The following is a 25,511-nucleotide window of genomic DNA, read 5'->3' as shown; positions in this document are numbered from 1 at the left end:
CTCAGTTGAGTGTCGTTCTGTGCCGAGCGGGGATAGCGTCACCCCTCCAGGGGGATTTATCACTCCACGCGTGCGGTCGGATACCTTCTGTGCGGTACGTTCGCGTCGACAACGTGCTCCGGCGTGCCGAGGGTTGGCGCGCGCATGGAGCGGCCCCCGCGAGCGGTAGCGAGCCGTGCGCGAGGGCCTGGACCACGAGTGGATAGGCGTCCACCTGTGATTTACCGGCACTTTATCGCGCCCTCGCGCGCGTACACGCCCTTCTCGAACGAGATCATCCGGCATCCGCGGCTCGGTTCCGACGCGCACCGGATTCTGACGTGGCAGCTGTCGCTGCCGGCCGACGCGGGGCAGTTGCTGTCCGAGACGGCGAAACGCTGCCGGATCGGGGCGGTGGCGTTCCAGCGGGCGAAGCGGGAGTTGATCGAGGAAGGGTTTCTGCACGAGCGGCGGCTGCAAGGGCCGGGGGGACTGTGGTTCACGCAGCAGATCGTGTCGGGCGAACCGTTGAGCGCGGCGGAGGCCGGCGAGATCTTCGGGCGGATGCCGGTGGGGCGGAAGGGGGTCACGCGGGTGTTTCCGCAGGCTGGTCCGAGTGACGGCGTACCGGCCGTCGGTGGGCCGGGTGGTCGGCGGACCGGCGGTTATCCATCCGAAGAAGACCCTGTGGAGAAGATCTCCAACCATCCGGCCGGGGCGGGCGGTTCGTGGGCGACGGCCAAGCAAGCGCCCGTGCCGGAGCCGGAGCCAGAACTTCACGCGGTACCCGACGTGCACGAGCCCGAGGTGCAGGCCGAGCCTCAGCCGCAGGCTCAGCCCCGGGCGGAGCCGGAGCCTGAAGCCGCCCCAGGGCTGCAGCAGGAGGCCCGGGAGTTCGTCCGTGCTCTCCCCCGGCTGACGCCGGACCTGTACGGCGTCCCCGTGGCCATAAGGCAGGAGCTGACCGGGCTGGTGCTGCGGTGGCTGGAGGCGGGGCACAGCGTCGGGGACGTCCGCGCGCATCTGCTGCGCGGGATGCCCGCGGACGGCTCCGTCGTGCGGCGGCCCGGCGGGCTGGTGCGGTACCTGCTGCGGGAGGTCCCGCCCGTGCGGACGGCGCGGAGCCGCGCCGCCGACGACCACACCGCGCCCGACGCGCCCGGCGCTTCCGCAGCTCCCCCGCCGCCGCCCGCAGGCGAGCTGCGGGAGTGCAGGGGCGATCACGACTACGTCACCGTCTTCCGGCCACGCGGTGACGAGATGCTCTGCGAGCGCTGCCTCCGCGAGGGGGTTACGCCGGCGCCCACGGGCGTGACCATGCCGGTGGTGTTCGTGCCCGCTCCCCGCAGCGGCCACCCGGACGGCCAGGCCCCCAGTCAGGTCCCCGGCCGGCTCACCAGCCTCGGCTGGCGCGAACGGCTCAGCCTCCTGCGGCCCGCGGGGGCGGTCTGACGGCACGGGGACAGCAGCAAAGGCATGGCGGCCGCCGTCGGCCCCTGGCCGGTTTTACCGCAACGCAACCCCGTCAGGGCACGTTGTGGTCGAGGTGACCCGACAAGGGGTGAACGGGACAGACTGGACGCCACGCGACATCAACACTACCGTTGATGTATGAACGCTCCGATGCCTGAGGTGGCCTTCACCGAGTTGTTGCGCAGCCCAGCCGACACGGCCGAGCGGCTTCGCTCGGTGCGGGCGGTGCGTTTGCGGCGGCGGGACGCCGATGACCTCGTCCTGATGCGCGCCGACCGGCTGAACGGTGAGGCCGAGGTGGTGGACTTCACCGCCACACTTCTCGCCGAGATGCTGCGGGACGACGAGGGCGGCACGTCGGCCATAAGGCGTGCCCTGCCCCGCGTGCTGCCTTGGCTGCGCTTTCTGCCGGAAGGCTCGGACACCGAGATGCTCGAGGAACTGACGGATGTGGCCGTCGCCAGCCGGGGCCTGGACACCGTGGCACCGGTGGCCCAGGTTCTTGCCGAGTGGCGGCATACCGCAGAGATCTACGCCGACCCCCACCTGTTGTCGGAACTGACTCGCGATCGGGGCGGCGACGCGGGCCCGGTGACCTTTCCGTCGGAACCTGAAGCGGGCTCGGAAGACGCACGGTGAGTCCACGTCGGGGGGACCGAGCAGCACCGCCGCCCAGCAGCGCGGAGTGGGCTCTACGCTTCGAGAACAACGATGCTGCCGCCGGCTGGGAAATCCTGTGCAAGCAAGCGCCCGGCAACGCTCGTACCGTCTGGTACGTACTCACCACCGAGCCGCGTGCGCGGCCTGCCACCACACGCCATCACCGCTTGAAGCGGGATCTGGCCACGGTGCGCTTCAAGGGTGTGGCGCTCGAGCAATGGCAGTACGAGATCACGGGCTCGGGGCGCATCTGGTACCTCATCGACGATGAACACCGCACCTGCTGGATCACCTACGCCGGGATCGGCCATCCCAGGGCGACGGACTGAGCAGGAGGGCCACAGGAACAGGGGCGACCGGATGGGCGCGGCCGCCGCCATGGCACCCTGGATGGGTGAACCTCTCGCTCCGCAACCCCGTCGGCGGGCACGTTCCCGTCGCCGGCGGCCTCAGCACCGTCGGCCTCTCCTACGCCCGTGAGCTCGGCGCCGAGACCGTGCAGGTCTTCGTCGCGAACCCCCGCGGCTGGGCCACGCCCACCGGGAACCCGGCCCAGGACGAGGCGTTCCGCGAGGCCTGCGCGCGGGAGGCGATACCGGCCTACGTGCACGCCCCGTACCTGATCAACTTCGGCTCGCACACCGAGGCCACCGTGGAGCGCTCCGTGGACTCGCTGCGGCACTCCCTGCGCCGGGGCCGTGAGATCGGCGCCCTCGGCGTCGTGGTGCACACCGGCAGCGCCACCGGCGGCCGGGAGCGGTCGGTCGCGCTGAAGCAGGTCCGGGAGCACATGCTGCCGCTGCTGGAGGAGCTGACCCACGACGACGACCCGTTCCTGCTGATCGAGTCGACCGCCGGGCAGGGCTTCTCGCTCTGCTCCCGCGCCGAGGACTTCGGGCCGTACTTCGAGGCCCTGGACTCCCACCCCAAGCTGGGGATCTGCCTGGACACCTGCCACATCTTCGCCGCCGGGCACGACCTGACCGGCCCGCACGGCATGCGGCAGACGCTCGACGAGCTGGTGGCGACGGTCGGCCCGGGCCGGCTGAAGCTGATCCACGCCAATGACTCCAAGGACGTCGTCGGCGCGCACAAGGACCGGCACGCCAACATCGGCGAGGGTCACATCGGCGAGGACCCGTTCCGGGAGCTGCTGCGCCACCCGGCCACCGAGGGCGTGCCGCTGGTGATCGAGACGCCCGGCGGCAAGGAGGGCCATGCGGCCGATGTGGAGCGGCTGAAGAAGCTGCGGGAGCAGCAGCAACCGTAAGGCAGCCCTACAGCCCTACAGGTCGGGCCCTTCGCCCGGCTGCTCCTGGTAGGAGTAACGCTGCTCCGTCCAGGGGTCCCCGACGTTGTGGTAGCCCCGCTCCTCCCAGAAGCCGCGCCGGTCCGCCGTCATGTACTCGACGGCGCGGACCCACTTGGGGCCCTTCCAGGCGTACAGGTGGGGCACGATCAGCCGCAGCGGGAAGCCGTGCTCGGCGGTGAGGAGCTCGCCGTCCTTGTGGGTGGCGAAGATGGTGTGCTCGGCGGCGAAGTCCGACAGCCGCATGTTGGAGCTGTAGCCGTACTCGGCCCAGACCATCACGTGGGTGACGTCCGGCGCGGGCGGCACGGCCTCCAGGACGAACCGGGCGGGCACGCCGCTCCACTCGGCGCCCAGCATGCTGAACCGGGTGACGCAGTGCAGGTCGGCGACGACCGTGCTGCGCGGCAGGGCGCCGAACTCGGTGTGGTTCCAGGAGTGCTTGCGGCCGTCGGCGGTGGCGCCGAAGACCTGGAACTCCCACCGCTCCGGCCGGAACCGTGGCACCGGCCCGTAGTGGGTCACCGGCCAGCCGCGCTGCAGGCGCTGTCCGGGGGGAAGTCCCGGCTGTGCCGCTTCCCCGGACGCGTGTTCCTCCGGCTGACCCATGTCACCCATGTCACCCATCCTGACAGACCCTCCGCGAGCCGGAGGAACCGCCTCGGCCGAGCGAGGGGAGAAAAGGAACAAGGCGGGTAAGTGTGAACTTACTGGACGCGGCGACGGCTGGTTGTCATCATGCGGGCGCAGCAGCAGTCACGCGGCGCAGCACCCGTCGCATCCGATCCACGCCTGGAAGGACCCGCCGCATGCAGGGCGACCCCGAGGTCATCGAGTTCCTCAACGAGCAGCTGACCGCCGAGCTGACGGCGATCAACCAGTACTTCCTGCACTCCAAGATCCAGGACCACAAGGGCTGGACCAAGCTGGCCCGGTACACCCGCGCGGAGTCCTTCGACGAGATGCGGCACGCGGAGGTGCTCACCGAGCGCATCCTGATGCTGGACGGCCTGCCGAACTACCAGCGGCTCTTCCACGTCCGCGTGGGGCAGAGCCTCACCGAGATGTTCGAGGCGGACAAGCAGGTGGAGGTGGAGGCGATCGACCGGCTGCGGCGCGGCGTCGAGGTGATGCGGGCGAAGAACGACATCACCTCGGCCAACATCTTCGAGGCGATCCTCGCCGACGAGGAGCACCACATCGACTACCTGGACACCCAGCTGGAGCTGATCGAGAAGCTGGGCGAGTCGCTGTACATCTCGACGGTGATCGAGCAGACCCAGCCGGACTCCCAGCAGGTGGGCTGAGCGCTCTCCGTGGCCGGTGTGCCCGCAAACGCATGCCGTGGCAGGGAATTGCGGGCACGCCTCTGGACGGCACGCCTCCGGGCGGGCACCCGGGGAGAGCCAGGCGGGCGCCCGGGAGCGCTCAGGCGGCCTCGGGGTAGGCGCGTGGGGCCGCGGAGGGGCCGGGCACGGGCTGGGCGCCGTCGGCGGGGAGGACCAGCGCCTCGGCGGGGCGGCCCTGGTCGATCAGTTCGCGGCGGGGGCAGGCGCCCCGGCCGAGGATGGCCTGGATCCGCCGGACGCAGCCGCCGCAGTCGGTGCCGGCCTTGCAGGCGGAGGCGACCTGCCGGGGGGTGCACGCACCGGCCTCCGCGTGGCGCCTCACCTGCTCCTCGGTCACGCCGAAGCAGCTGCACACGTACACGAAGGTTCACCCCGGTCCTGGGTCCGCCCGCTCGAACAGGCCTCTTCCGGAACCGCGGGTTCCGTTTGGTGAGGCAAACCTAACCTAACCCACCCGGCGGTGCCCGGAAAGACGGACGGGGCGCGGATCCCTGTGATCCGCGCCCCATCCCCGGGTTCGCCCCCAGGTCCGTCCCCGGGCCGTGCCCGGCACCCGCCTCAGCAGGTCAAGGTCACTGCGAGCGGTACATCTCCGCCACCAGGAACGCCAGGTCCAGCGACTGGCTGCGGTTGAGCCGCGGGTCGCAGGCGGTCTCGTAGCGCTGGTGCAGGTCGTCGACGAAGATCTCGTCGCCGCCGCCCACGCACTCGGTGACGTCGTCGCCGGTCAGCTCCACGTGGATGCCGCCGGGGTGGGTGCCGAGCTCCTTGTGGACCTCGAAGAAGCCCTTGACCTCGTCGAGCACGTCGTCGAAGCGGCGGGTCTTGTGGCCGGAGGCCGCCTCGAAGGTGTTGCCGTGCATCGGGTCGGTCACCCAGGCGACCGTCGCGCCGGAGGCGGTGACCTTCTCCACCAGCTCGGGGAGCTTGTCGCGGACCTTGTCGGCGCCCATCCGGACGATGAAGGTCAGCCGGCCCGGCTCGCGGTCCGGGTCGAGGCGCTCGATGTACTGGAGCGCGTCCTCCGCGGTGGTGGTGGGGCCGAGCTTGATGCCGATCGGGTTCTGGACCTTCGAGGCGAACTCGATGTGCGCGTGGTCCATCTGCCGGGTCCGCTCGCCGATCCAGACCATGTGCCCGGAGACGTCGTAGAGCTTGCCGGTGCGGGAGTCCACCCGGGTGAGGGCGGTCTCGTAGTCGAGCAGCAGCGCCTCGTGGGAGGCGTAGAACTCGACGGTCTTGAACTCCTCGGGGTCCGTGCCGCAGGCGTGCATGAAGTTCAGGGCGTTGTCGATCTCCCGGGCGAGCTGCTCGTAGCGCTGGCCGGACGGGGACGACCTCACGAAGTCCTGGTTCCAGGCGTGCACCTGCCGCAGGTCGGCGTAGCCGCCGGTGGTGAAGGCGCGCACCAGGTTCAGCGTGGAGGCGGAGGCGTGGTACATCCGCTTCAGCCGCTCCGGGTCGGGGATCCGGGACTCCTCGGTGAACTCGAAGCCGTTCACCGAGTCGCCGCGGTACACCGGCAGGGTCACCCCGTCGCGGGTCTCCGTCGGCTTGGAGCGCGGCTTGGAGTACTGCCCGGCGATGCGGCCGACCTTCACCACCGGCACGGAGGCGGCGTAGGTGAGGACGGCGCCCATCTGGAGCAGCGTCTTCAGCTTCGCGCGGATCTGTTCGGCGCCCACGCCGTCGAACGACTCCGCGCAGTCGCCGCCCTGGAGCAGGAACGCGTCCCCCTTGGCGACGGCCGCCATCCGGGCCTTCAGCTGGTCGCACTCACCGGCGAAGACCAGGGGCGGGTAGCTCGCAAGCTCCGTGACGACCTTGCGCAGGGCGTCCTGGTCGGGATACTCCGGCTGCTGGGCAGCGGGCAGGTCACTCCAGGTCGGCACGAAGGCGGCGGGGCTCTCAAGGTTCACGGTCACGCCAGCAAGCGTAAGGGGTGCCTTCCTCGGACCGGATGAAAAGCCCAAAGTGTGGGACGGACCATCCGGACCCCGTACACCCGCCGCCACGGTGCGGTACTGTTCCCGGCATGTTCGCGCACTCGCACCAGACGCTCACGCACCGCAACTGGTGGTGGACCGCTCCCTCGGCGGCCCACTGACTGCGCGTATCCAGAACTCGCGAAGGCCGCCCGAGGGGCGGCCTTCGGCGTTCTCGCGACCGGGCCGCTCCTCCCCACCACTTCCCACGGAGGAGCACCCGCCATGGACCTTTCGCTGCTGCCCGGCGACGGACGCCCGTTCGCCCTGCTGCGCCGCCGCACCCCCGGCCGTGACCACGACCTCGTCGAACTGCTGGTCGGCCCGGTCGCCGCGTACGAGAAGCTGGCCGACCTCCCGGACCGGGCGCTGGCCCTGGTGCCGTTCCGGCAGATCCGCGAGCGCGGCTTCGACGTCCGCGACGACGGCACGCCGCTGCTGGCGCTGAGCCCCGAGGAGACCTGCGAGATCCCGCTGGCCGAGGCCCTGGAGCAGCTTCCCGCGCACCCGGTGCGGGTGGAGGACGGCGGCTTCGACCAGGACGACGCCTCCTACGCGGCCACCGTGGAGCGGGTGCTGCGGGAGGAGATCGGGCGCGGCGAGGGCGCCAACTTCGTGATCCGCCGCACCTACCGGGGCCGGATCGACGGGTTCGGCGCGGCCGACGCCCTCGCCCTGTTCCGGCGGCTGCTGGAGGGCGAGCGGGGCGCGTACTGGACGTACGTGGTGCACACCGGGGAGCGCACGCTGGTGGGGGCGAGCCCGGAGGTGCACGTGCGGATGTCGGGGCAGGCCGTGGTGATGAACCCGATCAGCGGCACCTACCGCTACCCGGCCGGCGGGCCCACCCCGGAGGACCTGCTGGAGTTCCTGGGCGACGCCAAGGAGACCGAGGAGCTCTCCATGGTGGTGGACGAGGAGCTCAAGATGATGTGCACGGTCGGCGACATGGGCGGCGTGGTCGTCGGGCCGAGGCTGCGGGAGATGGCGCACCTGGCGCACACCGAGTACGAGCTGCGCGGCCGTTCCACGCTGGACGCCCGCGAGGTGCTGCGGGAGACCATGTTCGCGGCGACGGTGACCGGTTCCCCGGTGCAGAACGCCTGCCGGGTGATCGAGCGGCACGAGCCGCAGGGGCGCGGCTACTACGCGGGCGCGCTGGCGCTGCTGGGCCGGGACGCGGGCGGCGCGCAGACCCTGGACTCCCCCATCCTGATCCGCACCGCGCACATCCGCGCGGACGGCGGACTGCGGGTGGACGTGGGGGCGACGCTGGTGCGCGGCTCCGACCCGGCGGGCGAGGTGGCCGAGACCCACGCCAAGGCGGCCGGGATCCTGGCGGCGCTGGGCGTCCGCCCGGGCCGGCCGCGTGAGGAGCGGGCGGCGCCCCGGCTGGCGGACGACCCGCGGGTGCGGGCCGCGCTGGACGCCCGGCGGGGGGAGCTGGCGCCGTTCTGGCTGCGGATGCGGGGGCCCGTCGAGGGCGCCGCCGAGGCCCCGGCGCTCACCGGGCACGCGCTGGTGGTGGACGCCGAGGACACGTTCACCGCGATGCTCGCGCACCTGCTGCGCGCGCTGGGCCTGACGGTCACCGTGCGCCGCTTCGACGAGCCGGGGCTGCGCGGGGCGGTGCTCGCCCACGAGGGGCCGGTGGTGCTGGGTCCCGGCCCGGGCGACCCGGGCGACGGGGCGGACGCGCGGATGCGGTTCCTGCGCGGCCTGACGGCCGAGGTGCTCCGGGGGCACCGGCACGGGGTGCTGGGCGTCTGCCTGGGCCACGAGCTGATCGCCGCCGAACTGGGCCTGGAGATCGTCCGCAAGCGGGTGCCGTACCAGGGCGCGCAGACCACGGTCGACCTGTTCGGGCGGCCGGAGACGGTCGGCTTCTACAACAGCTTCGTCGCCCGCTGCGACGACCGCGCGGCGGCGGAGCTGGCCGGGCGCGCGGTGGAGGTGAGCCGGGCCCGGGACGGCGAGGTGCACGCCCTGCGCGGGCCCGGGTTCGCCGGCGTGCAGTTCCACCCGGAGTCGGTGCTCACGGTGCGCGGCATCGAGGTGGTCCGGGAGCTGCTGGCCGGGCTGGGCCGGGAGCCGGGTCAGGCGGCGGGCCTGGGCACCAGCACGTTCTCCGAGCGGCGGCCCGCCAGGTAGTCCACCACGTTCGACGCGGTGGTGTGCGCGATCTGTCCCACCGCGTCGGCCGTGTAGTAGGCCTGGTGGCCGGTGACCAGGACGTTGGGGAAGGTGACCAGGCGGGCCAGGGTGTCGTCGTCGACGAAGTCCAGGGACTTGTCGAGGAAGAACAGGCCCTCCTCCGCCTCGTAGACGTCCAGGCCGACGCCGGTGAAACGGCCGGCCCGCAGTTCGGTGACGAGCGCGGCGGTGTCCACCAGGCCGCCGCGGCTGGTGTTCACCAGGATCGCGTCGTCCTTCATGGCCCGCAGGGAGTCCGCGTCGATGAGGTGCTCGGTCTCCGGGGTGAGCGGCACGTGCAGGCTGACCAGGTCGGAGCGGGCGAGCAGGTCGGCGATCGGGACGTAGGCCATGCCGAGTTCCAGGCACCGCGGGTTCTCGGCGACGTCCCAGCCCAGCAGCCGCATGCCGAAGCCGTGGGCGATCCTGGCGAAGGCGGCGCCGATCTTGCCCGTGCCGATCACCCCCGCGGTCCGGCCGTGCAGGTCACGGCCCATCAGGCCGCCGATCCGGAAGTCGAAGTCCCGGGTGCGCCGGGCGGCCCGCGGGATGCTCCGGTTGCACGCCAGGGCCAGCGCCCAGGCGTGCTCGGCGACCGAGTACGGCGAATAGGCGGAGACCCGCGCCACGGTCATGCCCAGCCGTTCGGCGACGGGCAGGTCGATGTTGTTGAAGCCGGTGGACCGCTGGGCGATCAGCACGGTGCCGCCGGCCGCGAGGGCCTGCAGCACCTGGTGGTCCAGCACCGCGTTGACCGGGGTGACCACCACCTCGTGGCCGAGGGCCAGCGCGGCGGTGTCCGCGTCCAGGTTGACGTCCAGGCAGCGCAGTTCGTGCCCGAGCGGGCCCACCGCCTCGGCGAAGGCCGCCTCCAGGAGCGGCTTCTCGTCCTGCTGGACTCCGAACGCGAGGATCTCCATGCGGTCGACCCTACGCACCGCGCGCCGTGTCCGCGAGCGGCCGAAGGGCCCTTTCCGGCCGGTTTCAGTCCTCGTCGAGACCGGTCTCGATGGCGTACCGGACCAGTTCCACCCGGTTGTGGAGCTGCAGCTTGCCGAGGGTGTTCTGGACGTGGTTCTGGACCGTCCGGTGGGAGATCACCAGCCGCTCCGCGATCTGCTTGTACGACAGGCCCTTGGCGACCAGGCGCAGCACCTCGGTCTCCCGCTCGGTGAGCCGGGGCGCGGGCGTGGCGGGGGCCGGCCCGGACGGCCCGGACGTCCCGGCGGCGAGCCGCCGGTACTCGCCGAGCACCAGTCCGGCGAGGCCCGGGGTGAAGACCGCCTCGCCGACGGCGGTGCGGCGGACCGCGTCCAGGAGCTCCTCGGTGGAGGCGGACTTCACCAGGTAACCGGTGGCGCCGGACTTCACGGCCTCCAGCACGTCGGCGTGCTCGCCGCTGGCCGAGAGCACCAGCACCCGCAGCGAGGGGTCGGCCCCCACCAGTTCGCGGCAGACGGTCACGCCAGGCTTCAGCGGCAGGTTGAGGTCGAGCACCAGCACGTCGGGCCGGGCCGCGCGGGCGCGCCGCACCGCCTGCTCGCCGTCACCGGCCGTGGCCACCACCTCGAACCCCGCGCCGGCCAGGTCCCTGGCCACCGCGTCCCGCCACATCGGGTGGTCGTCGACCACCATCACCTTCAACGGGCTCTCCCCCATCGGTTCCGTTCTCCTCGGCTCTTCGTGCGTCTTCGGCTCTTCGTCCGTCTTCGGCTCTTCGTCCGTCTTCGGCTCTTCGTGCGTCTTCGTGGTGCGGGGCCGTCAGGCCTCGGGGACGGCCTTGGGGACCCGCAGTTCGACCTCGGCCCCCTGGCCGGGCACCGAGAACAGCTCGGCGGTGCCGCCCAGGTCGCGCAGCCGGCCGCGGATGGACTGGGCGACGCCCAGCCGCCCCTCGTTCTCGGCCGCCTGGAGCCGGCCCTCGGGGATGCCGGGGCCGTCGTCGCGGACGGTCACGATCACCTGGCCGGGTTCGTCCTCCAGCAGGATCCAGGCCCGCGCGTCCTCCCCCGCGTGCGCCCGGACGTTGTCCAGCGCGGCTCCGACCGCCGCGGCCAGTTCGCCGGCCACGGGGCCGGGCAGTTCCACCGGGGTGCCCGGTTCGGCCAGGGCGATCCGGGGGCCGGTGGCGTGCCGGGCCAGCAGGGCGCGCAGGTCGACGGGGCCGTCGGGGTGCTCCCGGCCGGGCTCCTGGCCGCCGTCGCGGGCTCCTTCGCGGGGACCGGCGTCGCGCGGGCCGGGCAGGCCCCGGGAGATCAGCGCGCGCAGCGCGGACTCCTGCTCCCCCGCCAGCCTCACCAGCTCCGCGGTGTCCGCCCCGCCGCCGGTGGCGCCGTCGGCGGCGCGCCGCCGGATCATGGCGAGGACCTGGAGCACGCCGTCGTGGATGTCGCGGGCCAGCCGCTCGCGCTCCCTGGTGGCGGCCTCGATCTCCAGGGCGCGGGCCAGCGTCCGCTCGGAGGCCCGGGCCACCTCGACCACGTATCCGATGGCGATGGCGGCGACCCAGACCAGGATCACGTTGTGCACCGTGTCGCGGGTCGGGGCGCCGCGTTCCACCAGGTTGGCGGCGGCCACCAGGGTGGAGGCGAAGGCCGCCCAGCGCCAGCCGCCCTTGACGGCGTAGGCGAGGACGGCGCCCGCCGTCCATATCGACGGCAGGGTGGGCCCGCCGGCGTGGATGCGGGCGGCGGAGTCGGCCAGCGGGGTCAGCAGGATGCCGGTGACCGCGATGCCCAGGTCGACGGCGAGGAAGCCGCGGGTGCAGCTGCGCGCGTCGGAGACCTTGCGCACGGTGGCCAGGGTCCACACCGCCAGCACGGCGAGGTAGCCGACGGCGACCCGCGGGCGCACGAAGTGCTCGTGCGCCGACGCGAACAGGGCGACGGCGTACAGAACGGTCAGCACCCGGTAGGCCTTCAGCGCCTGCCAGAGCGGTTGCTCGACCGACATCCGGCCGTGTGTCTCCCGGGCCACGTGGCCCTCCCCCCGTTTCCCCCGTGGTGTCCCCGTGCGGCGGCTGGGCCGCCCGGGGATCAGTGGCCTTCCGGCGTCCTGCCGCCCGCCGCGGCGGCCTTCTCGGCCTTGGCCCGCTCGGCGGCCTTCTCGGCGCCGGCCGCCTTCTGCGCCTTGGCGGCCTCCGCGAGCTGCCGCTTGGCGGCGGTGGCGTACATGTCGACGTACTCCTGGCCGGAGAGCCTCATCAGCTCGTACATGACCTCGTCGGTCACCGCGCGCAGCACGAAGCGGTCGTTGTCCATGCCCTGGTAGCGGCTGAAGTCCAGCGGCTTGCCGATCCGGATGCCGGGGCGCATCAGCTTGGGCATCGCCCGGCCGGGCGGCTGGATCTTCTCGGTGTCGATCATCGCGACCGGGATGACCGGGGCGCCGGTGGCCAGCGCCACCCGGGCCAGGCCGCCGGGCTTGCCGCGGTAGAGGCGGCCGTCGGGCGAGCGGGTGCCCTCGGGGTAGATGCCGAAGAGACCGCCGTTCTCGATCACCTTGATGCCGCTGCGGATCGCGGCCTCGCCGGCGGTGCGGCCGCCGTCGCGGTCCACCGGGAGCTGGCCGACGCCCTTCATGAAGGCGGCGGTGAGCCGGCCCTTGACCCCGGGGGTCGTGAAGTACTCCGCCTTGGCGATGAAGGTGACCGGACGGTCGAGCATCACCGGCAGGAAGATGGAGTCCGAGAAGGACAGGTGGTTGCTCGCGAGGATCGCGGGCCCCTCGGCCGGAATGTTCTCCAGGCCCTCGACCCAGGGTCTGAAGGCCAGCTTCACCGGTGGCGCGATGATTGCCTTCATTATCTCGTAGATCACCCGACTGCCCTCCTGTGCATCGGGTCCGAACCTTATCCCGAGGCCGCGGCAAACGCTCGACGCCCCTGGCCGGTGCAGGCACGGTCGCGTACGGTGAAGTACCCACTCCACCCCTGTGCCGTGCGGGTACCCGCCGGCACGACCCAGTCACGAGGAGACCGAAGGTGCCGGTCCTTCCCGGAGCCGAGCCGTTCCGCCACGAGGGCGGGGAGACCGGCGTGCTGCTCTGCCACGGCTTCACCGGTTCGCCGCAGTCCATGCGCCCCTGGGCGGAGTACCTCGCCGGACGCGGGCTGACCGTCTCCCTGCCGCTCCTGCCGGGGCACGGCACCCGCTGGGAGGACATGCAGGTCACCGGCTGGCAGGACTGGTACGCCGAGGTGGACCGCGCGCTGCGGGAGCTCACCGCGCGCTGCTCGCGGGTCTTCGTCTGCGGCCTGTCCATGGGCGGCGCGCTCGCCCTGCGGCTGGCCGCGAAGCACGGCGACGCGGTGAGCGGTCTGGTCCTGGTCAACCCGGTGAACAAGGTGCACGGCGCCGCGGCGCGGGTGCTGCCGGTCGTGCGGCACCTGGTGCCGGCCACCAAGGGGCTGACCAGCGACATCAAGAAGGACGGCGTCCTGGAGACGGGTTACGCCAAGGTGCCGCTGCACGCCGCGTACTCGCTGGCGGTGTTCCTGCGGACGCTCGACCGCGAGCTGCCGCAGGTGACCCAGCCGCTCCTGCTGCTGCACAGCGCCGAGGACCACGTGGTGGACCCGGCCGACTCGGCGCGGATCCTGGCGCGGGTCTCCTCGGTGGACGCCACCGAGATCGTGCTCGAGGACAGCTACCACGTGGCGACCCTGGACAACGACGCGGAACGGATCTTCGCGGAGAGCCTGGCCTTCGTGGAGCGGCTGGCTCCCGGCGCGGGCGCCCCGGGATCCGACCGGGAAGGGACGGCCTCCGTTGGCTGAGAACGACACCGGGCGGGACCCGGACCGCGAGGAGCAGGAACCCGACCTTCCCGCGTTCGACGAGCGGGCGGCGTGGGAGGCGATCGTCGCCTCCTACGGCGAGGAGCCGCCGGATCCGCCGGGGGTGAGACCGTTCCGGCCGGTGGAGGACCTGGCGCTGCCGGACGAGGACGTGCGGCCCGGGCGCGGCCCCGGGGGCGCAGGCGGCGCCGAGGGCTCCGCGGCCGACGCCGACGCCGCGGCGGAGCCCGGCCCGGAACCGGAGCCGGAGGTGCGGCCGCTGGGCGGCTCGGTGACGTTCGCGCCCGGCGTGGGCGCGGGGGCCACCGCGACGGCGCCGCCGGCCGGGCCGCGGGACTACGGGCTCACCGAGCCGGCGGAGGAGGACCACTTCGTGCCGCCGGAGCCGCCGCCGCTGCCGGAGACGGACGCGACGGCCAGGTTCGCGTGGCTCGGGATCATCGGCGGCCCGGTGCTGCTGCTGGTCGCGGTGCTGCTGGGGTGGCACATGACGTGGTGGCTCACGACGGTGTGCGTCGGCGGTTTCCTCGGCGGCGCGGCGGCGCTGGTCCTGCGCATGGACCCCGACGCGGACGACTTCGACGACCCGGGCCGCGGCGCGGTCGTCTGAGCGCCCGCGCACGGCGGTCCGCTCCCCCGGGCCGGGTCCCGGGGACGCGACGAGGGCGGGCCCGGGTCACGTGACCCGGGCCCGCCCTCGTGTGTGCGCGCCCCGTGGGGGCCGGCGGCGTCAGCGCCGGTAGAGCGCCTCGATCTCGTCGGCGAAGTCCTTCGCGACGACGTTCCGCTTCAGCTTGAGCGACGGCGTCAGGTGCCCCGACTCCTCGGTGAACTGCGCCGGGAGCACGCGGAACTTGCGCACCGACTCCGCCTTGGAGACCGCCGCGTTGCCGTCGTCGACCGCCGACTGGATCGCGGCCAGCAGGTCCGCGTCGTCCCGCAGCCCCGCCGCGGTCGTCCCCTGCGGCTTGCCGTTCTCCGCGCACCAGCGGCCGAGGAACTCCTCGTCCAGCGTGACCAGCGCGGCGACGAACGGCCGCCCGTCGCCGACCACCATGCACTCGGCGACCAGCGCGTGCGCCCGGATCCGGTCCTCGATCACCGCCGGGGCGACGTTCTTGCCGCCCGCCGTGACGATGATCTCCTTCTTTCGGCCGGTGATGCGCAGGTAGCCGTCCTCGTCGAGGGTGCCGAGGTCGCCGGTGTGGAACCAGCCGTCCTCCAGCGCCTCCTCGGTGGCCGCCGCGTTGTTCCAGTAGCCGGTGAAGACGTGCTCGCCGTGGAGCAGCACCTCGCCGTCGTCGGCGATGCGGACGACCGAGCCCGGCAGCGGCTGGCCGACCGTGCCGATCTTCTGCTTGTCCCACGGGTTGAAGGCGGTGGCCGCGGCGGACTCCGTGAGGCCGTACCCCTCGAGGATGGTGAAGCCGATGCCGCGGAAGAAGTGGCCGAGGCGCTCGCCCAGCGGCGCGCCGCCGGAGACCGCGTACTCGCCGCGCCCGCCGAGGACCGCGCGCAGCTTGCCGTAGACCAGCTTGTCGAAGATCTTGTACTTGAGGCGCAGGCCGAAGGACGGGCCGGAGGGCTCGTCCAGGGCGCGGCTGTAGGCGATCGCGGTGGCGGCGGCCTTGTCGAAGATCTTGCCCTTGCCGTCGGCCTGCGCCTTGGCGCGGGCCGAGTTGTAGACCTTCTCGAAGACGCGCGGGACGCCGAGTATCAGCGTGGGGCGGAAGGACGCCAGCTCGCCGGTCAGGTTGGAGATGTCGGGGACGAGGCCCAGGCGGATCGGCGCGAGCATCGCCGCGACCTCGACCAGGCGGCCGAAGACGTGGGCGAGCGGCAGGAACAGCAGGACGGAGCAGCGGCCGGTCTCGAAGAGCGGGCCGAGGCGCTCGACGGCGTTGCCGGCCTCCGCGAACCAGTTGCGGTGGGTGAGCACGCAGCCCTTGGGGCGGCCGGTGGTGCCCGAGGTGTAGACGATGGTCGCCGGGTCGTCGGCCTTGGAGGAGCGGGCGCGCTCCTCCAGGGTGTCCTCGGAGACGTCCTGGCCGAGGCGGCCGAGTTCCTCGACGGCCCCGTCGTCGATCTGCCAGACGTGCTTGAGCGCGGGGAGCGCGGCGCGGACCTGCTCGACGGCGGCCGCGTGGGCCGGCGTCTCGACCACCACGGCGGTGGCGCCGGAGTCGCCGAGTATCCACTGGATCTGCTCGGGGGAGCTGGTCTCGTAGACCGGCACGGTGACCGCGCCCGCGCTCCAGATCGCGAAGTCCAGCAGGGTCCACTCGTAGCGGGTGCGGGAGATCAGCGCCACCCGGTCGCCGGGCTGCACGCCCGCGCCGATGAGGCCCTTGGCGGCGGCGTTCACCTCGGCGAGGAACCGCCGGGCCGTGACGTCCTGCCACCCGCCGCTGTCGTCCTTGCGGGCGATCACCGCGGTGTCGGGGTGCTGCGCGGCGTTTCTGCGGACCAGGTCGGTCAGGTTGCCGTCCGCAGGGACTTCGTACAGAGCCGGAAGGCTGAACTCGCGCAAGACTACTGCTCCTCATTGGCGCCGACGCCACGACGTTGTGTGGGTGCGACGGTGCGGTCCATGGCTGGACGCGTGCCCGGACGGGGTGCGGACACGGTCCGCCCTGGACCCGGGCACGCCCTGAACCTGACACTGCTGGGACCGACCGGACGTTACCCCTGGGTAGCTTGGCTCCGGAAGGGCATCCGGTGCGGATGTTCGCCGCGTCACACGACTGGTGTTCCGTTGCGCACAGTAGTCCACGCCATTCTCGTGCAGCCAGGGTAACCGCAGGTCCGGCCACCTCTGGTCACGGTCGCACCACGCCTCTAGGCTTCGTCGGCATGGCAGCGACCCCCCTCCGTGACCAGGGCGTCCGGCCCGGCACCCGCGTGCACGTGGTCAGTGACGTGCACGGCAACGCACGCGACCTGGCGAGGGCCAGGGAGGGCGCCGACGCCCTGATCTGCCTGGGCGACCTGGTCCTGTTCCTGGACTACGCCGACCACGCGCGCGGGATCTTCCCCGAGCTGTTCGGCAAGGAGAACGCGGACCGGGTCGTCGAACTGCGCACCGCCCGCCGCTTCGAGGAGGCGCGGGAGTTCCAGGCGGGGCTGTGGGCGGCGGCGGGCGAGGACCGGTCGGTGCTGATCGAGCGCGCGGTGCGCCGGCAGTACGCCGAGATGTTCGCGGCGATGCCCGCTCCGACGTACGCCACCTACGGGAACGTGGACATCCCCCGGCTGTGGCCGGAGTACGCGCGGGAGGGCACCACCGTCCTGGACGGGCAGCGGGTGGAGATCGGCGGCTGGACCTTCGGCTTCGTCGGCGGCGGCCTGCGCACCCCGATGCGGACCCCGTTCGAGATCAGCGACGAGGAGTACGAGGCCAAGCTGGCCGCGGTCGGCGAGGTGGACGTGCTGTGCACGCACATCCCCCCGGAGGTCCCCGACCTGGTGTACGACACGGTGGCCCGCCGCTTCGAGCGCGGCAGCCGCGCCCTGCTGGACGTGATCCGCCGCACCAGGCCGCGGTACTCGCTGTTCGGGCACGTCCACCAGCCGCTGCGCCGCCGGATGCGGATCGGGTCCACCGAGTGCGTCAACGTCGGCCACTTCGCGAGCACCGGCAGGCCGTGGGCGCTGGAGTTCTGAGGCCGCGGCCCCCCTGCGGGGGCGGCGGGGCCGTCCGCGCGCGATAGCCTGCACCCGCAGACCTGCCGGACCGGATCTGGAGGAGCCACGGCGATGGCGGAACACACCAGCTCGAACATCACCATTCAGGCCGCACCGGCCGCCGTGATGGAGGTGATCGCCGACTTCGCCCGCTACCCCGAGTGGACCGGTGAGGTGAAGGAGGCGGAGGTCGTCGCCACGGACGACCGGGGCCGCGCGGAGCAGGTCCGGCTGGTGATGGACGCCGGCGCGATCAAGGACGACCAGACCCTGGCCTACACCTGGAAGGGCGGCACCGAGGTCTCGTGGACCCTGGTGAAGTCCCAGATGCTCCGCTCCCTGGACGGGACCTACGCCCTCCGGGACCGCGGCGACGGCTCCACCGAGGTGACCTACACCCTCACCGTGGACGTCAAGATCCCGATGCTGGGCATGATCAAGCGCAAGGCCGAGAAGGTCATCATCGACCGCGCGCTGGCCGGCCTGAAGAAGCGCGTCGAGTCGAAGGCGGCCTAGGACCCGGGCCCCCGCCGCCGATGCGGACCGTACTGATCACCGGGCCCGGCGGCTCCGGCCGCACCACCGTCGCCGCGGCCACCGCCCTGCGCGCCGCCCGCGAGGGCGCCCGCACCCTGCTGCTGACCTGCGACGGCGCCCTGCCGTCCGGTCTCCTGCCCGACGGCGTTCCCGGCCTCGCGGTGCGCCCGTCCGACCCCGACGGGGGGTTCCGGGACGCGCTGGGGGCCCTCCAGGAGCGGGCCGGCTCCGCCCTGGACCTGCTGGGCGCGCGCCCGCTGGAGCGCGACGAGCTCCCCCCGCTGCCCGGCGCCCGGGAGCTCGGACTGCTGCGCGACCTGCGCGCGGCGGCGCTCTCCGGCGCCCACGACGTGCTGGTCGCCGACCTCCCGGCGGCCCCCGAGGCCCTCGCCCTCCTCGCCCTGCCGGGCGTGCTGCGCCGCTACCTGCGCCGGCTGCTCCCGCCGGAACGGCAGGCCGCCCGCGCGCTGCGGCCGCTGCTGGGCCGGCTGGCCGGGGTGCCGGTGCCGGCCGACTGGCTCTACGCGTCCGCCGCCCGCCGGGACGGGGAACTCGCCGAGGTGGAGGCCCTGCTGGGGCGCGCCTCGGTCCGTCTCACCGCCGAACCCGGCCCCACCGCCGCCGACGGGGTGCGCACGGCGCTGCTCGGTCTCGCCCTGCACGGCCACCGCCCCGAGGTGCTGCTGGCCACCCGGGTGGTGCCGGACTCCTCCCCCGACACCTGGCTGGCCGTGCTCGCCGCGCAGCAGGCCAAGGTCCTCCACGAGTGGGCCGCGGCCCTGCCCGTCCACGCCGTCCCGCACCTCGGCCGGGACCCGCGCGGCGCGGACGACCTGGCCGCCCTCGGCGTGCCGGGCGTGGACGCGGATCCCGGCGCGGAGGTCCCCGCCGGGATCGAACGGCCGGTGGAGGACCGCACCGCCGAGGACGGCACGCTGGTCTGGCGCATCCCGCTCCCCGGCGCGGTCCGCGAGGAACTCGACCTGGTGCGTCGCGGCGACGAGCTGCTGCTCACCGTGGGCCGCTTCCGCCACGCCCTCGCGCTGCCCCCCGCGCTGCGCCGCTGCGCGGTGACCGGGGCGGCCCTGCGGGAGGGCGCGCTCGCCGTCCGCTTCGTCCCGGACCCGTCGGTGTGGCCGCGCGCTTCTCGCGAGCGCTGAACGCGCCGGGGACGTTCGGGTACCGTCGACAGTGTCCGAGCCGGACGCGGGCGGGGACACGCGGAAGAACGGAAGAAGGGGTCCGGGATGAGCGAGAAGCCCGAAGGACGCGTCGGCGGCTCCGACGCCTGGGCCGAGGCCTGCGCCGAGGACCTGCGGGCGGAGCGGGAGCGCCGCCGCGAGCGCCGGGATCCCGGCGGCGGGACGGGTTCGGCGGCCGAGGAACTGCGCAGGCTGGCCTCCGCGGTCGCGGACCGGCTGGGCTCGTTGCAGGGCCAGGCGCAGTTGCTGGGAGCGGCCGAGCAGGTCGTCCGGCAGGCCAGGGCCGCGGTCGAGCCGGTGATCGAGCGGAACCCGGAGGTCTTCCGGCACCTGTCCGCCGCCGGTTCCGAGCTGCTCGCCGCCTACCGGTCCGCCGTGCAGGGCCAGGAGCGCCGCTGGACCACCGGTGAGGAGCGTCCCGCCGGCCGCGCCGGGGAGGGCTCCGCCGACCGTCCGGAGGACGACGGGCGGGGCGACGGGCCTGCCGGAGGGCAGCGGATCGACGTGGAGTGACGGCCCTCCGGTACCGTAAGCCCCAGCGGGCACGACCATTTACCGAGGGACACATGGGACTCACCATCGGCGTCGACATCGGCGGCACCAAGATCGCGGCGGGAGTCGTCGACGAGGATGGCAACATCCTCTCGACCTTCAAGGTGCCGACCCCCGACACGGCCGAGGCCATCGTCGACGCCATCGCGTCCGCGGTGGACGGCGCCCGGGCCGGCCACCAGATCGTCGGCGTGGGCATCGGCGCCGCCGGCTACGTCGACCGGCAGCGGGCCACGGTCTACTTCGCGCCCAACATCGACTGGCGTCAGGAGCCGCTCAAGGCGAAGGTGGAGGCCCGCGTGGACCTCCCCGTCGTCGTCGAGAACGACGCGAACGCGGCGGCCTGGGGCGAGTACCGGTTCGGTGCCGGCCGGGACAACCGCAACGTCATCTGCATCACCCTGGGCACCGGCCTGGGCGGCGGCATCATCATCGGCGACAAGCTGCGCCGCGGTCACTTCGGTGTGGCCGCCGAGTTCGGCCACATGCGGATGGTGCCGGACGGCCTGCTGTGCGGCTGCGGCAAGCAGGGCTGCTGGGAGCAGTACGCCTCCGGGCGCGCCCTGGTGCGTTACGCGAAGCAGCGCGCCTCCGCCACCCCGGGCAACGCCGAGCTGCTGCTCTCCCTGGGCGACGGCACGCCCGAGGGCATCGAGGGCAAGCACATCTCGACGGCGGCCCGTCAGGGCGACCGGGTCTCGGTGGACTCCTACCGGGAGCTGGCCCGCTGGGTCGGCGCGGGCCTGGCCGACCTGGCCTCCCTCTTCGACCCGGAGGCCTTCATCATCGGCGGCGGCCTCTCCGACGAGGGCGAGCTGCTGCTGGAACCGGTCCGCAAGTCCTACCGGCGCTGGCTGGTGGGCGGCGGCTGGCGTCCGGTCGCCGAGGTGAACGCGGCGACGCTGGGCGGGAAGGCCGGCCTGGTGGGCGCGGCCGACCTGGCGCGGCAGCCCGCCGCCCCGATGTAGGACGGCACCCGGTGACGGCCGGCGCGTCCCGCGCGCCCGACGCCCTTCCGCCGTTGCCGGCGTCCCGGACCGGGGCCGACGGGTCGGCGGTGGTCCGGGCGCTGTCGTACAACGTGCGGTCGATGCGTGACGACACGGCGGCACTGGCCCGGGTGATCCGCGCCTGCGCGCCGGACGTGGTGCTGGTGCAGGAGGCGCCGCGGTTCGCCGGCTGGCGCAAGCGGCTGGCGCGGCTGGCGCGGGAGTCGGGCCTGGTGGTCCTCTCCGGTGGCGCGCCCGCCGCGGGTCCGGCGCTGCTGTGCTCGCCGCGGGCTGCGGTGGAGCGCACCGAGGACGTGCTGCTGCCGCTCACGCCCGGGCTGCACCGGCGGGGGTTCGCCACCGCCGTGGTGCGGTTCGGGCGGGCGGCGCGGCTCGGGGTGCTGAGCTGCCACCTGTCGCTGCGGTCCGCGGAGCGGTACGAGCAGGGGGGCATGCTGCTGGAGCGGGTTCGGGACCTGGGCGTCCCGCACGTGCTGGCGGGCGGCGACCTCAACGAGAGGCCCGACGGGCGGACGTTCCGCCGGGTGGCCGGCGCGTTGCGGGACTGCCGTGCCGCGGCGCCGTGGGGCGGGGAGTTCACCTCGCCCGCGGCGGCTCCCGCGCAGCGGATCGACGCGCTCTTCACGACGCCGGGCATCGAGGTCCTCGCCTGCGGCGTCCCCGCCGGCCTCCCCGGGGTCGCCCCCGCCGACCTCCGCCGCGCCACGGACCACCTCCCGGTCCTCGCCGCGCTGCGGGTACCGGCCTCCTGACCCACCCGCCGGCCCGCCGCCCGGCCGCCCGTCGCGGGCGGTCGTGGCCGCCGCGCCGCCCAACCCGCGGGCGGCGCGGGAACCACCCATCCCTTCACACACCCGCGGCGACCCGCGCGGGAACTCGGTAACGGCAGACCCCACCCACCCGCCGCCCCGCCGCGGGCGGTCGTGACCGGCGCGCCGCCCGGCCCGGGCGGGGCGGCGGGGACGATCCTCCCGTCACGCGCTCCGCGGCGACTCGCGCGGGGGCTCGGCGCCGGCGGGCTCCGCCGGCGCGCCGGGGGCGGCGCCCACGGTGACCTCCCACAGCCGGTCCGCCGCCATCACCGTCGCGGCGACCAGCAGCCCGTTCCGCAGGAGCAGCAGCGTGAGCCCCAGCGGCGTGCTCCCCACCACGTCGCCGAAGTACAGCGGGAACTCCAGCAGCGTCACCGCGCAGGCGGCCACCACGACCCACCCCGTCGGCCCCGCCCCGCCGCCGCGGAACGACACGCACACCGCCGCGACGCCCACCAGCCACACCATGTACTGCGGACTGATCACCCGGCTGGTCACGGTGAACATCAGCACCGCCACCAGCCCGGCCAGCGCCGGCACCGCCGGCCCCCACACGACCCGCCGCGCTGCCTCCCCCGGGCCCGACGGGCGCCCCGGGCGGGCCCGCCACCGCCAGAACAGCAGCCACCCGAACGCCGCCGCCGTCAGCAGCATCGCCGCCCGGCTCACCGTCTCCACGTGCGGGCCGATGAACTCCATCGAGCCGTAGTTGAGCAGCACCTGCCCCTCCCACCCGTACTGCCGGGCGACGTGGAGGACCAGCGCGCCCAGCGACTCCACCTCGGTCCCGCGGTCCCGCTGGAAGGTGAGGAAGGCGAACGCCCCCGGCATCGTCAGGGCGAACCCGGCGGCCACCACGCCCGCGGTCACCGCCGCCCCGGCCCAGGTGGCCCTCCGGACCGCCCCGGCCAGCAGCAGCGCCGGCCACACCTTGAGCATCGCGCCGAACCCGATCAGCGCGCCGGCCAGCCGCGGCCTCCGTTCCACGGCGAGCAGCGCGCCCACCGCGACCGCCGTCACCATCAGGTCGTAGCGGGAGTAGACCGTCGGGCCGAGCAGCGGCACGCCCGCCGTCCACAGCCAGGCCCCGTGCGACGACCGTCCGCCGTCCCGTCCGGCGCGCAGCAGCAGCGCGAACACCAGCAGGTCGACGAGGAAGGCGAGCACGAAGAACGCCTCCGCGTACCCCAGCCACGGCAGCATGGCCGGCGAGAGGATGGCCAGCGCCGCGGCCGGCGGGTACTGCCAGGTGACGTCGGTCAGCGGGAACGTTCCCTCGCCGAGCACCCCGTACCAGTTCCGGTAGATGACGTGGACGTCGGAGGTGACGTCCGGTCCCGGCATCACCCAGACCTTGAGGACCAGGAGCAGCAGCACCGCCCGCGAGGCGAGCCACAGCGCCCACAGCGCCCACCGGGTCCACCGGGCGGCGGACCCCGGGGCCGGGGCGGGTGCCGGGGCGGGGCTGGAGGCGGACGGAGGATGCGCGCGGCCCGTGGTCTGCATGCGGACATGATTGCCCATGGGGCGGTTGGATAGGGTCGGCGGCGATGCACAAGACGCTGATCGTGACCAATGACTTCCCGCCGCGCCCCGGCGGCATCCAGGCGTTCCTGCACAACATCGCGCTGCGGCTCGATCCGGAACGGTTCGTGGTGTACGCGTCGACGTGGAGGCGGAGCCGCGAGGGCGTGCGGGCCACCGCGGACTTCGACGCCGAGCAGCCGTTCACCGTGGTGCGGGACCGCACCACCATGCTGCTGCCGACGCCGGGCGCCACCCGCAGGGCCGTCGGCCTGCTGCGCGAGCACGGCTGCACCTCGGTGTGGTTCGGCGCCGCCGCCCCGCTGGGACTGATGGCCCCGGCGCTGCGGAAGGCCGGCGCGACCCGGCTGGTGGCCACCACCCACGGTCACGAGGCGGGCTGGGCGCAGCTTCCCGCCGCGCGGCAGCTGCTGCGGCGGATCGGCGGGTCCACCGACGTGATCACCTACCTGGGCGAGTACACCCGCTCGCGGATCGCGGACGCGCTCACGCCGGAGGCGGCGGCGCGGATGGTCCAGCTCCCGCCGGGGGTGGACGAGAAGACGTTCCACCCGGGGTCGGGCGGCGACAAGGTGCGCGCCCGGCTGGGGCTCACCGACCGGCCGGTGGTGGTCTGCGTGTCGCGGCTGGTGCCGCGCAAGGGGCAGGACACCCTGATCCGGGCGATGCCGCGGATCCTGGCCGCCGAGCCGGACGCGGTGCTGCTGGTCGTCGGCGGCGGCCCCTACGAGAAGGACCTGCGGCGGCTGGCCCGGGAGACCGGGGTGGAGCGGTCGGTGGTGTTCACCGGCCCGGTGCCGTGGTCGGAGCTGCCGGCGCACTACGGGGCGGGCGACGTGTTCGCCATGCCCTGCCGCACCCGGCGGGGCGGGCTGGACGTGGAGGGCCTGGGCATCGTCTACCTGGAGGCGTCCGCGACGGGCCTGCCGGTGGTGGCGGGCGACTCCGGCGGCGCTCCGGACGCGGTCCTCGACGGCGAGACCGGCTGGGTGGTCCGCGGCGGCTCCCCGGCGGACGCCGCCGAACGGATCGTCACCCTGCTCGGCGACGCGGAGCTGCGCCGCCGCATGGGCGAGCGGGGCCGCGCCTGGGTCGAGGAGCGCTGGCGGTGGGACCTGCTCGCCGACCGGCTGCGCGAGCTGCTCTGACGGCGGTCCGGCGGGCGCCGAGTTCCCTGCGCAGGTCCGCCTGCCACAGGGCGGTGAACCCGGCCCGGTCCACGCCGAGGACCTCCCGCAGGGCGGCCTCCTCGCCGTCGGCCCCGGCCGCGTCGTAGAGGGCGCGGACGGTGCCCTCCCCCCACCGGTCCGCGACCAGCCGGCAGGCCAGCCAGGCCCCCTCGTAGGCCCGGCCGACCGTTCCCGCGTCCCCGCCGAAGGCGAACTCCCGGTCGGTGGGCAGGTGCGGGGGCGTCCGGCCGCCGCGCACCTCCCGGGCGAGCGCGGGCGCGGCCTCGGCGGGATCCCGTCCGCTCCCGCGGTAGGCCGTCCAGTCGGCGCAGCCTTCCGAGAGCCACATCGGGGTGCGGCCGGTGGTGCGGGCGCGCAGGGCCACGTGGGTGGTCTCGTGGGTGACGACGATCTGCCGCGCCTCCTCGCCGAGGGTGCCGAACGCCTCCGGGTTCACGACGACGCGGGGGGCGTCGCCGGGGGTGGTGACGGCGGCGGTCCGCCGGTGGGCGGAGGCGGGGGCGTCCAGGAGGCGGGCCATGGCGTCGGTGGACTCCGGCACGAGGACCACGGGGCGGACCCGGGTGTCCCACGCCTCGCCGACGGCACGGGCGGCGGCGTCGCCGAGCGGGGTGTAGTCGCGCGGGTCCCCGTCGCCCGCGGCCACCGCCAGGGTCCTGGGGGTGGCCGCGGTGCGCAGGCCGGCGTCCTGGTCCCAGAGCTGTTCCGCCTCGCCCCGGGCGGGGCGGTCGGCGGTGACGCGCCAGGTTCCGCCGTCGTCGCGGGTGAGCGTGAGGACGCGGCGGGCGGTGGCGTCACCGGCGTCCCGGTCCAGCCGGTACCGCAGCTCCGTCTCCACGGTGGCCGTGTCCTCGCCCCGGCCGGTCACCTCGACCGCCCCGTACCGCCAGGCGGCCAGCGGGAGGGCGTGCAAGGGCTCCCACCGCGAGGCGTCGCCGGTCGCCGCGAACGCGGCGCGGTCCCCGTCCAGCAGGGCCTCGGCCCGCCGCGTCAGCAGTTCCTGCGCCCCGGGCGTCCCGGGCGCGCATCCCGCCGCCGCCAGGCCCAGCACCGCGACGACCCCCACCACCCGTTTCCTCTCCACGCCCCGATCGTAGGGGCCGCCGGCCTCCGCATCGGACGGGGCGGGGCCCGGCCCCGCGCCGACCGTCCGCGGGTGCGCGCCGTCCGCCCTCGGGGCCCGGCGGGCGTTCCCGTCGTCGCCCGCGGACGCGGGCGGGCCCCCGGCGGCCG

The 25,511-nt window shown here is 74.1% G+C and carries 25 protein-coding genes; 15 read left to right on the top strand and 10 right to left on the bottom strand.

Annotation, left to right across the window (positions count from 1 at the left end):
* Positions 1–144 precede the first annotated feature (144 nt).
* The 4 genes from A2U95_RS25510 (at position 145) to A2U95_RS25495 (ending at position 3,382) form a co-directional block, all read left to right on the top strand.
* The gene (locus A2U95_RS25510; RefSeq protein WP_206283060.1) at positions 145–1,431 is read left to right on the top strand and encodes a hypothetical protein; all 1,287 of its coding nucleotides are present in this window, start codon (positions 145–147) and stop codon (positions 1,429–1,431) included.
* Positions 1,432–1,590: 159 nt separating this feature from the next.
* Positions 1,591–2,091, top strand: coding sequence for a hypothetical protein (locus A2U95_RS25505; RefSeq protein ID WP_166027204.1), 501 nt, complete (start codon positions 1,591–1,593; stop codon positions 2,089–2,091).
* 188 nt (positions 2,092–2,279) lie between these two features.
* Positions 2,280–2,441: a hypothetical protein gene (locus A2U95_RS32975; RefSeq protein WP_240958110.1), complete on the top strand. Its 162-nt coding sequence runs from the start codon at positions 2,280–2,282 to the stop codon at positions 2,439–2,441.
* A 65-nt stretch (positions 2,442–2,506) separates the two neighbouring features.
* Positions 2,507–3,382: a deoxyribonuclease IV gene (locus A2U95_RS25495; protein WP_166027200.1), complete on the top strand. Its 876-nt coding sequence runs from the start codon at positions 2,507–2,509 to the stop codon at positions 3,380–3,382.
* A gap of 15 nt (positions 3,383–3,397) precedes the next feature.
* On the opposite strand, the gene A2U95_RS25490 is transcribed toward A2U95_RS25495, so the two are convergent.
* Positions 3,398–4,030, bottom strand: a complete 633-nt coding sequence (locus A2U95_RS25490; protein ID WP_166027230.1) for a sulfite oxidase-like oxidoreductase — start codon at positions 4,028–4,030, stop codon at positions 3,398–3,400.
* A 200-nt stretch (positions 4,031–4,230) separates the two neighbouring features.
* Here A2U95_RS25490 and bfr point away from each other — a divergent pair, with 200 nt between their 5' ends.
* Entirely contained in the window at positions 4,231–4,728 is a 498-nt protein-coding gene (bfr, locus tag A2U95_RS25485) for a bacterioferritin (protein WP_166027198.1), read from the top strand.
* 121 nt (positions 4,729–4,849) lie between these two features.
* Here bfr and A2U95_RS25480 read toward each other — a convergent pair whose 3' ends face one another.
* Positions 4,850–5,131, bottom strand: coding sequence for a (2Fe-2S)-binding protein (locus A2U95_RS25480; RefSeq protein ID WP_166027196.1), 282 nt, complete (start codon positions 5,129–5,131; stop codon positions 4,850–4,852).
* A gap of 211 nt (positions 5,132–5,342) precedes the next feature.
* A complete protein-coding gene (locus tag A2U95_RS25475; RefSeq protein WP_166027194.1) occupies positions 5,343–6,695 on the bottom strand; it encodes a class II 3-deoxy-7-phosphoheptulonate synthase in 1,353 nt (450 codons plus the stop codon).
* A 285-nt stretch (positions 6,696–6,980) separates the two neighbouring features.
* Between A2U95_RS25475 and A2U95_RS25470 the strand changes: the two genes are divergently transcribed.
* Positions 6,981–8,906: an anthranilate synthase family protein gene (locus A2U95_RS25470; protein ID WP_166027192.1), complete on the top strand. Its 1,926-nt coding sequence runs from the start codon at positions 6,981–6,983 to the stop codon at positions 8,904–8,906.
* On the opposite strand, the gene A2U95_RS25465 is transcribed toward A2U95_RS25470, so the two are convergent.
* The 4 genes from A2U95_RS25465 to A2U95_RS25450 form a co-directional block, all read right to left on the bottom strand.
* Positions 8,852–9,868, bottom strand: a complete 1,017-nt coding sequence (locus A2U95_RS25465) for a 2-hydroxyacid dehydrogenase (RefSeq protein ID WP_166027190.1) — start codon at positions 9,866–9,868, stop codon at positions 8,852–8,854. The genes A2U95_RS25470 and A2U95_RS25465 overlap by 55 nt on opposite strands.
* Positions 9,869–9,932: 64 nt before the next feature.
* Positions 9,933–10,607, bottom strand: a complete 675-nt coding sequence (locus A2U95_RS25460) for a response regulator (protein WP_166027188.1) — start codon at positions 10,605–10,607, stop codon at positions 9,933–9,935.
* A gap of 102 nt (positions 10,608–10,709) precedes the next feature.
* Positions 10,710–11,900 (bottom strand): MacS family sensor histidine kinase, encoded by a 1,191-nt coding sequence (gene macS / locus A2U95_RS25455; RefSeq protein ID WP_166027228.1) that lies wholly within the window; start codon positions 11,898–11,900, stop codon positions 10,710–10,712.
* Between the two features lie 83 nt (positions 11,901–11,983).
* Positions 11,984–12,763 (bottom strand): lysophospholipid acyltransferase family protein, encoded by a 780-nt coding sequence (locus A2U95_RS25450; protein WP_420857054.1) that lies wholly within the window; start codon positions 12,761–12,763, stop codon positions 11,984–11,986.
* A gap of 167 nt (positions 12,764–12,930) precedes the next feature.
* Between A2U95_RS25450 and A2U95_RS25445 the strand changes: the two genes are divergently transcribed.
* On the top strand, positions 12,931–13,725 hold the full coding sequence (locus tag A2U95_RS25445) for an alpha/beta hydrolase (protein ID WP_166027186.1): 795 nt from the start codon (positions 12,931–12,933) through the stop codon (positions 13,723–13,725).
* Positions 13,718–14,356, top strand: a complete 639-nt coding sequence (locus tag A2U95_RS25440) for a hypothetical protein (protein ID WP_166027185.1) — start codon at positions 13,718–13,720, stop codon at positions 14,354–14,356. Before A2U95_RS25445 ends, A2U95_RS25440 begins: the two co-directional genes overlap by 8 nt.
* Before the next feature lie 120 nt (positions 14,357–14,476).
* On the opposite strand, the gene A2U95_RS25435 is transcribed toward A2U95_RS25440, so the two are convergent.
* Positions 14,477–16,276, bottom strand: coding sequence for an AMP-dependent synthetase/ligase (locus tag A2U95_RS25435; RefSeq protein WP_166027183.1), 1,800 nt, complete (start codon positions 16,274–16,276; stop codon positions 14,477–14,479).
* Between the two features lie 323 nt (positions 16,277–16,599).
* Here A2U95_RS25435 and A2U95_RS25430 point away from each other — a divergent pair, with 323 nt between their 5' ends.
* From A2U95_RS25430 to A2U95_RS25405, 6 genes are all read left to right on the top strand, one after another.
* Complete coding sequence (locus A2U95_RS25430; RefSeq protein ID WP_166027181.1) at positions 16,600–17,409, top strand: metallophosphoesterase family protein; 810 nt, start codon at positions 16,600–16,602, stop codon at positions 17,407–17,409.
* 93 nt (positions 17,410–17,502) lie between these two features.
* Positions 17,503–17,946: an SRPBCC family protein gene (locus A2U95_RS25425; protein ID WP_166027179.1), complete on the top strand. Its 444-nt coding sequence runs from the start codon at positions 17,503–17,505 to the stop codon at positions 17,944–17,946.
* Between the two features lie 20 nt (positions 17,947–17,966).
* Positions 17,967–19,127, top strand: coding sequence for an ArsA family ATPase (locus A2U95_RS25420; protein ID WP_166027177.1), 1,161 nt, complete (start codon positions 17,967–17,969; stop codon positions 19,125–19,127).
* Positions 19,128–19,214: 87 nt separating this feature from the next.
* Positions 19,215–19,682, top strand: coding sequence for a DUF5304 family protein (locus tag A2U95_RS25415; protein WP_166027175.1), 468 nt, complete (start codon positions 19,215–19,217; stop codon positions 19,680–19,682).
* A gap of 53 nt (positions 19,683–19,735) precedes the next feature.
* Positions 19,736–20,689: an ROK family glucokinase gene (locus tag A2U95_RS25410; RefSeq protein WP_166027173.1), complete on the top strand. Its 954-nt coding sequence runs from the start codon at positions 19,736–19,738 to the stop codon at positions 20,687–20,689.
* A gap of 11 nt (positions 20,690–20,700) precedes the next feature.
* The gene (locus A2U95_RS25405) at positions 20,701–21,483 is read left to right on the top strand and encodes an endonuclease/exonuclease/phosphatase family protein (RefSeq protein ID WP_420857052.1); all 783 of its coding nucleotides are present in this window, start codon (positions 20,701–20,703) and stop codon (positions 21,481–21,483) included.
* A gap of 222 nt (positions 21,484–21,705) precedes the next feature.
* Here the strand turns inward: A2U95_RS25405 and A2U95_RS25400 are convergent, their stop codons facing one another.
* The gene (locus tag A2U95_RS25400) at positions 21,706–23,049 is read right to left on the bottom strand and encodes a glycosyltransferase family 87 protein (protein ID WP_166027169.1); all 1,344 of its coding nucleotides are present in this window, start codon (positions 23,047–23,049) and stop codon (positions 21,706–21,708) included.
* A 44-nt stretch (positions 23,050–23,093) separates the two neighbouring features.
* Here A2U95_RS25400 and A2U95_RS25395 point away from each other — a divergent pair, with 44 nt between their 5' ends.
* Positions 23,094–24,236 carry a glycosyltransferase family 4 protein gene (locus tag A2U95_RS25395; protein WP_166027167.1) on the top strand — a complete coding sequence of 381 codons (1,143 nt, stop codon included), beginning with the start codon at positions 23,094–23,096 and terminating at the stop codon, positions 24,234–24,236.
* Here the strand turns inward: A2U95_RS25395 and A2U95_RS25390 are convergent.
* Positions 24,121–25,362 (bottom strand): hypothetical protein, encoded by a 1,242-nt coding sequence (locus tag A2U95_RS25390; protein WP_206283059.1) that lies wholly within the window; start codon positions 25,360–25,362, stop codon positions 24,121–24,123. The two genes, A2U95_RS25395 and A2U95_RS25390, sit on opposite strands and share 116 nt — an antisense overlap.
* Between the last annotated feature and the right edge of the window lie 149 nt (positions 25,363–25,511).

Origin of the sequence: Streptomyces chilikensis (assembly GCF_001642695.1) — a bacterium.
GTDB lineage: Bacteria > Actinomycetota > Actinomycetes > Streptomycetales > Streptomycetaceae > Streptomyces > Streptomyces chilikensis.
Note: the sequence above shows the minus strand (reverse complement) of the source record. Positions and strands in the feature narration are given on the sequence as shown.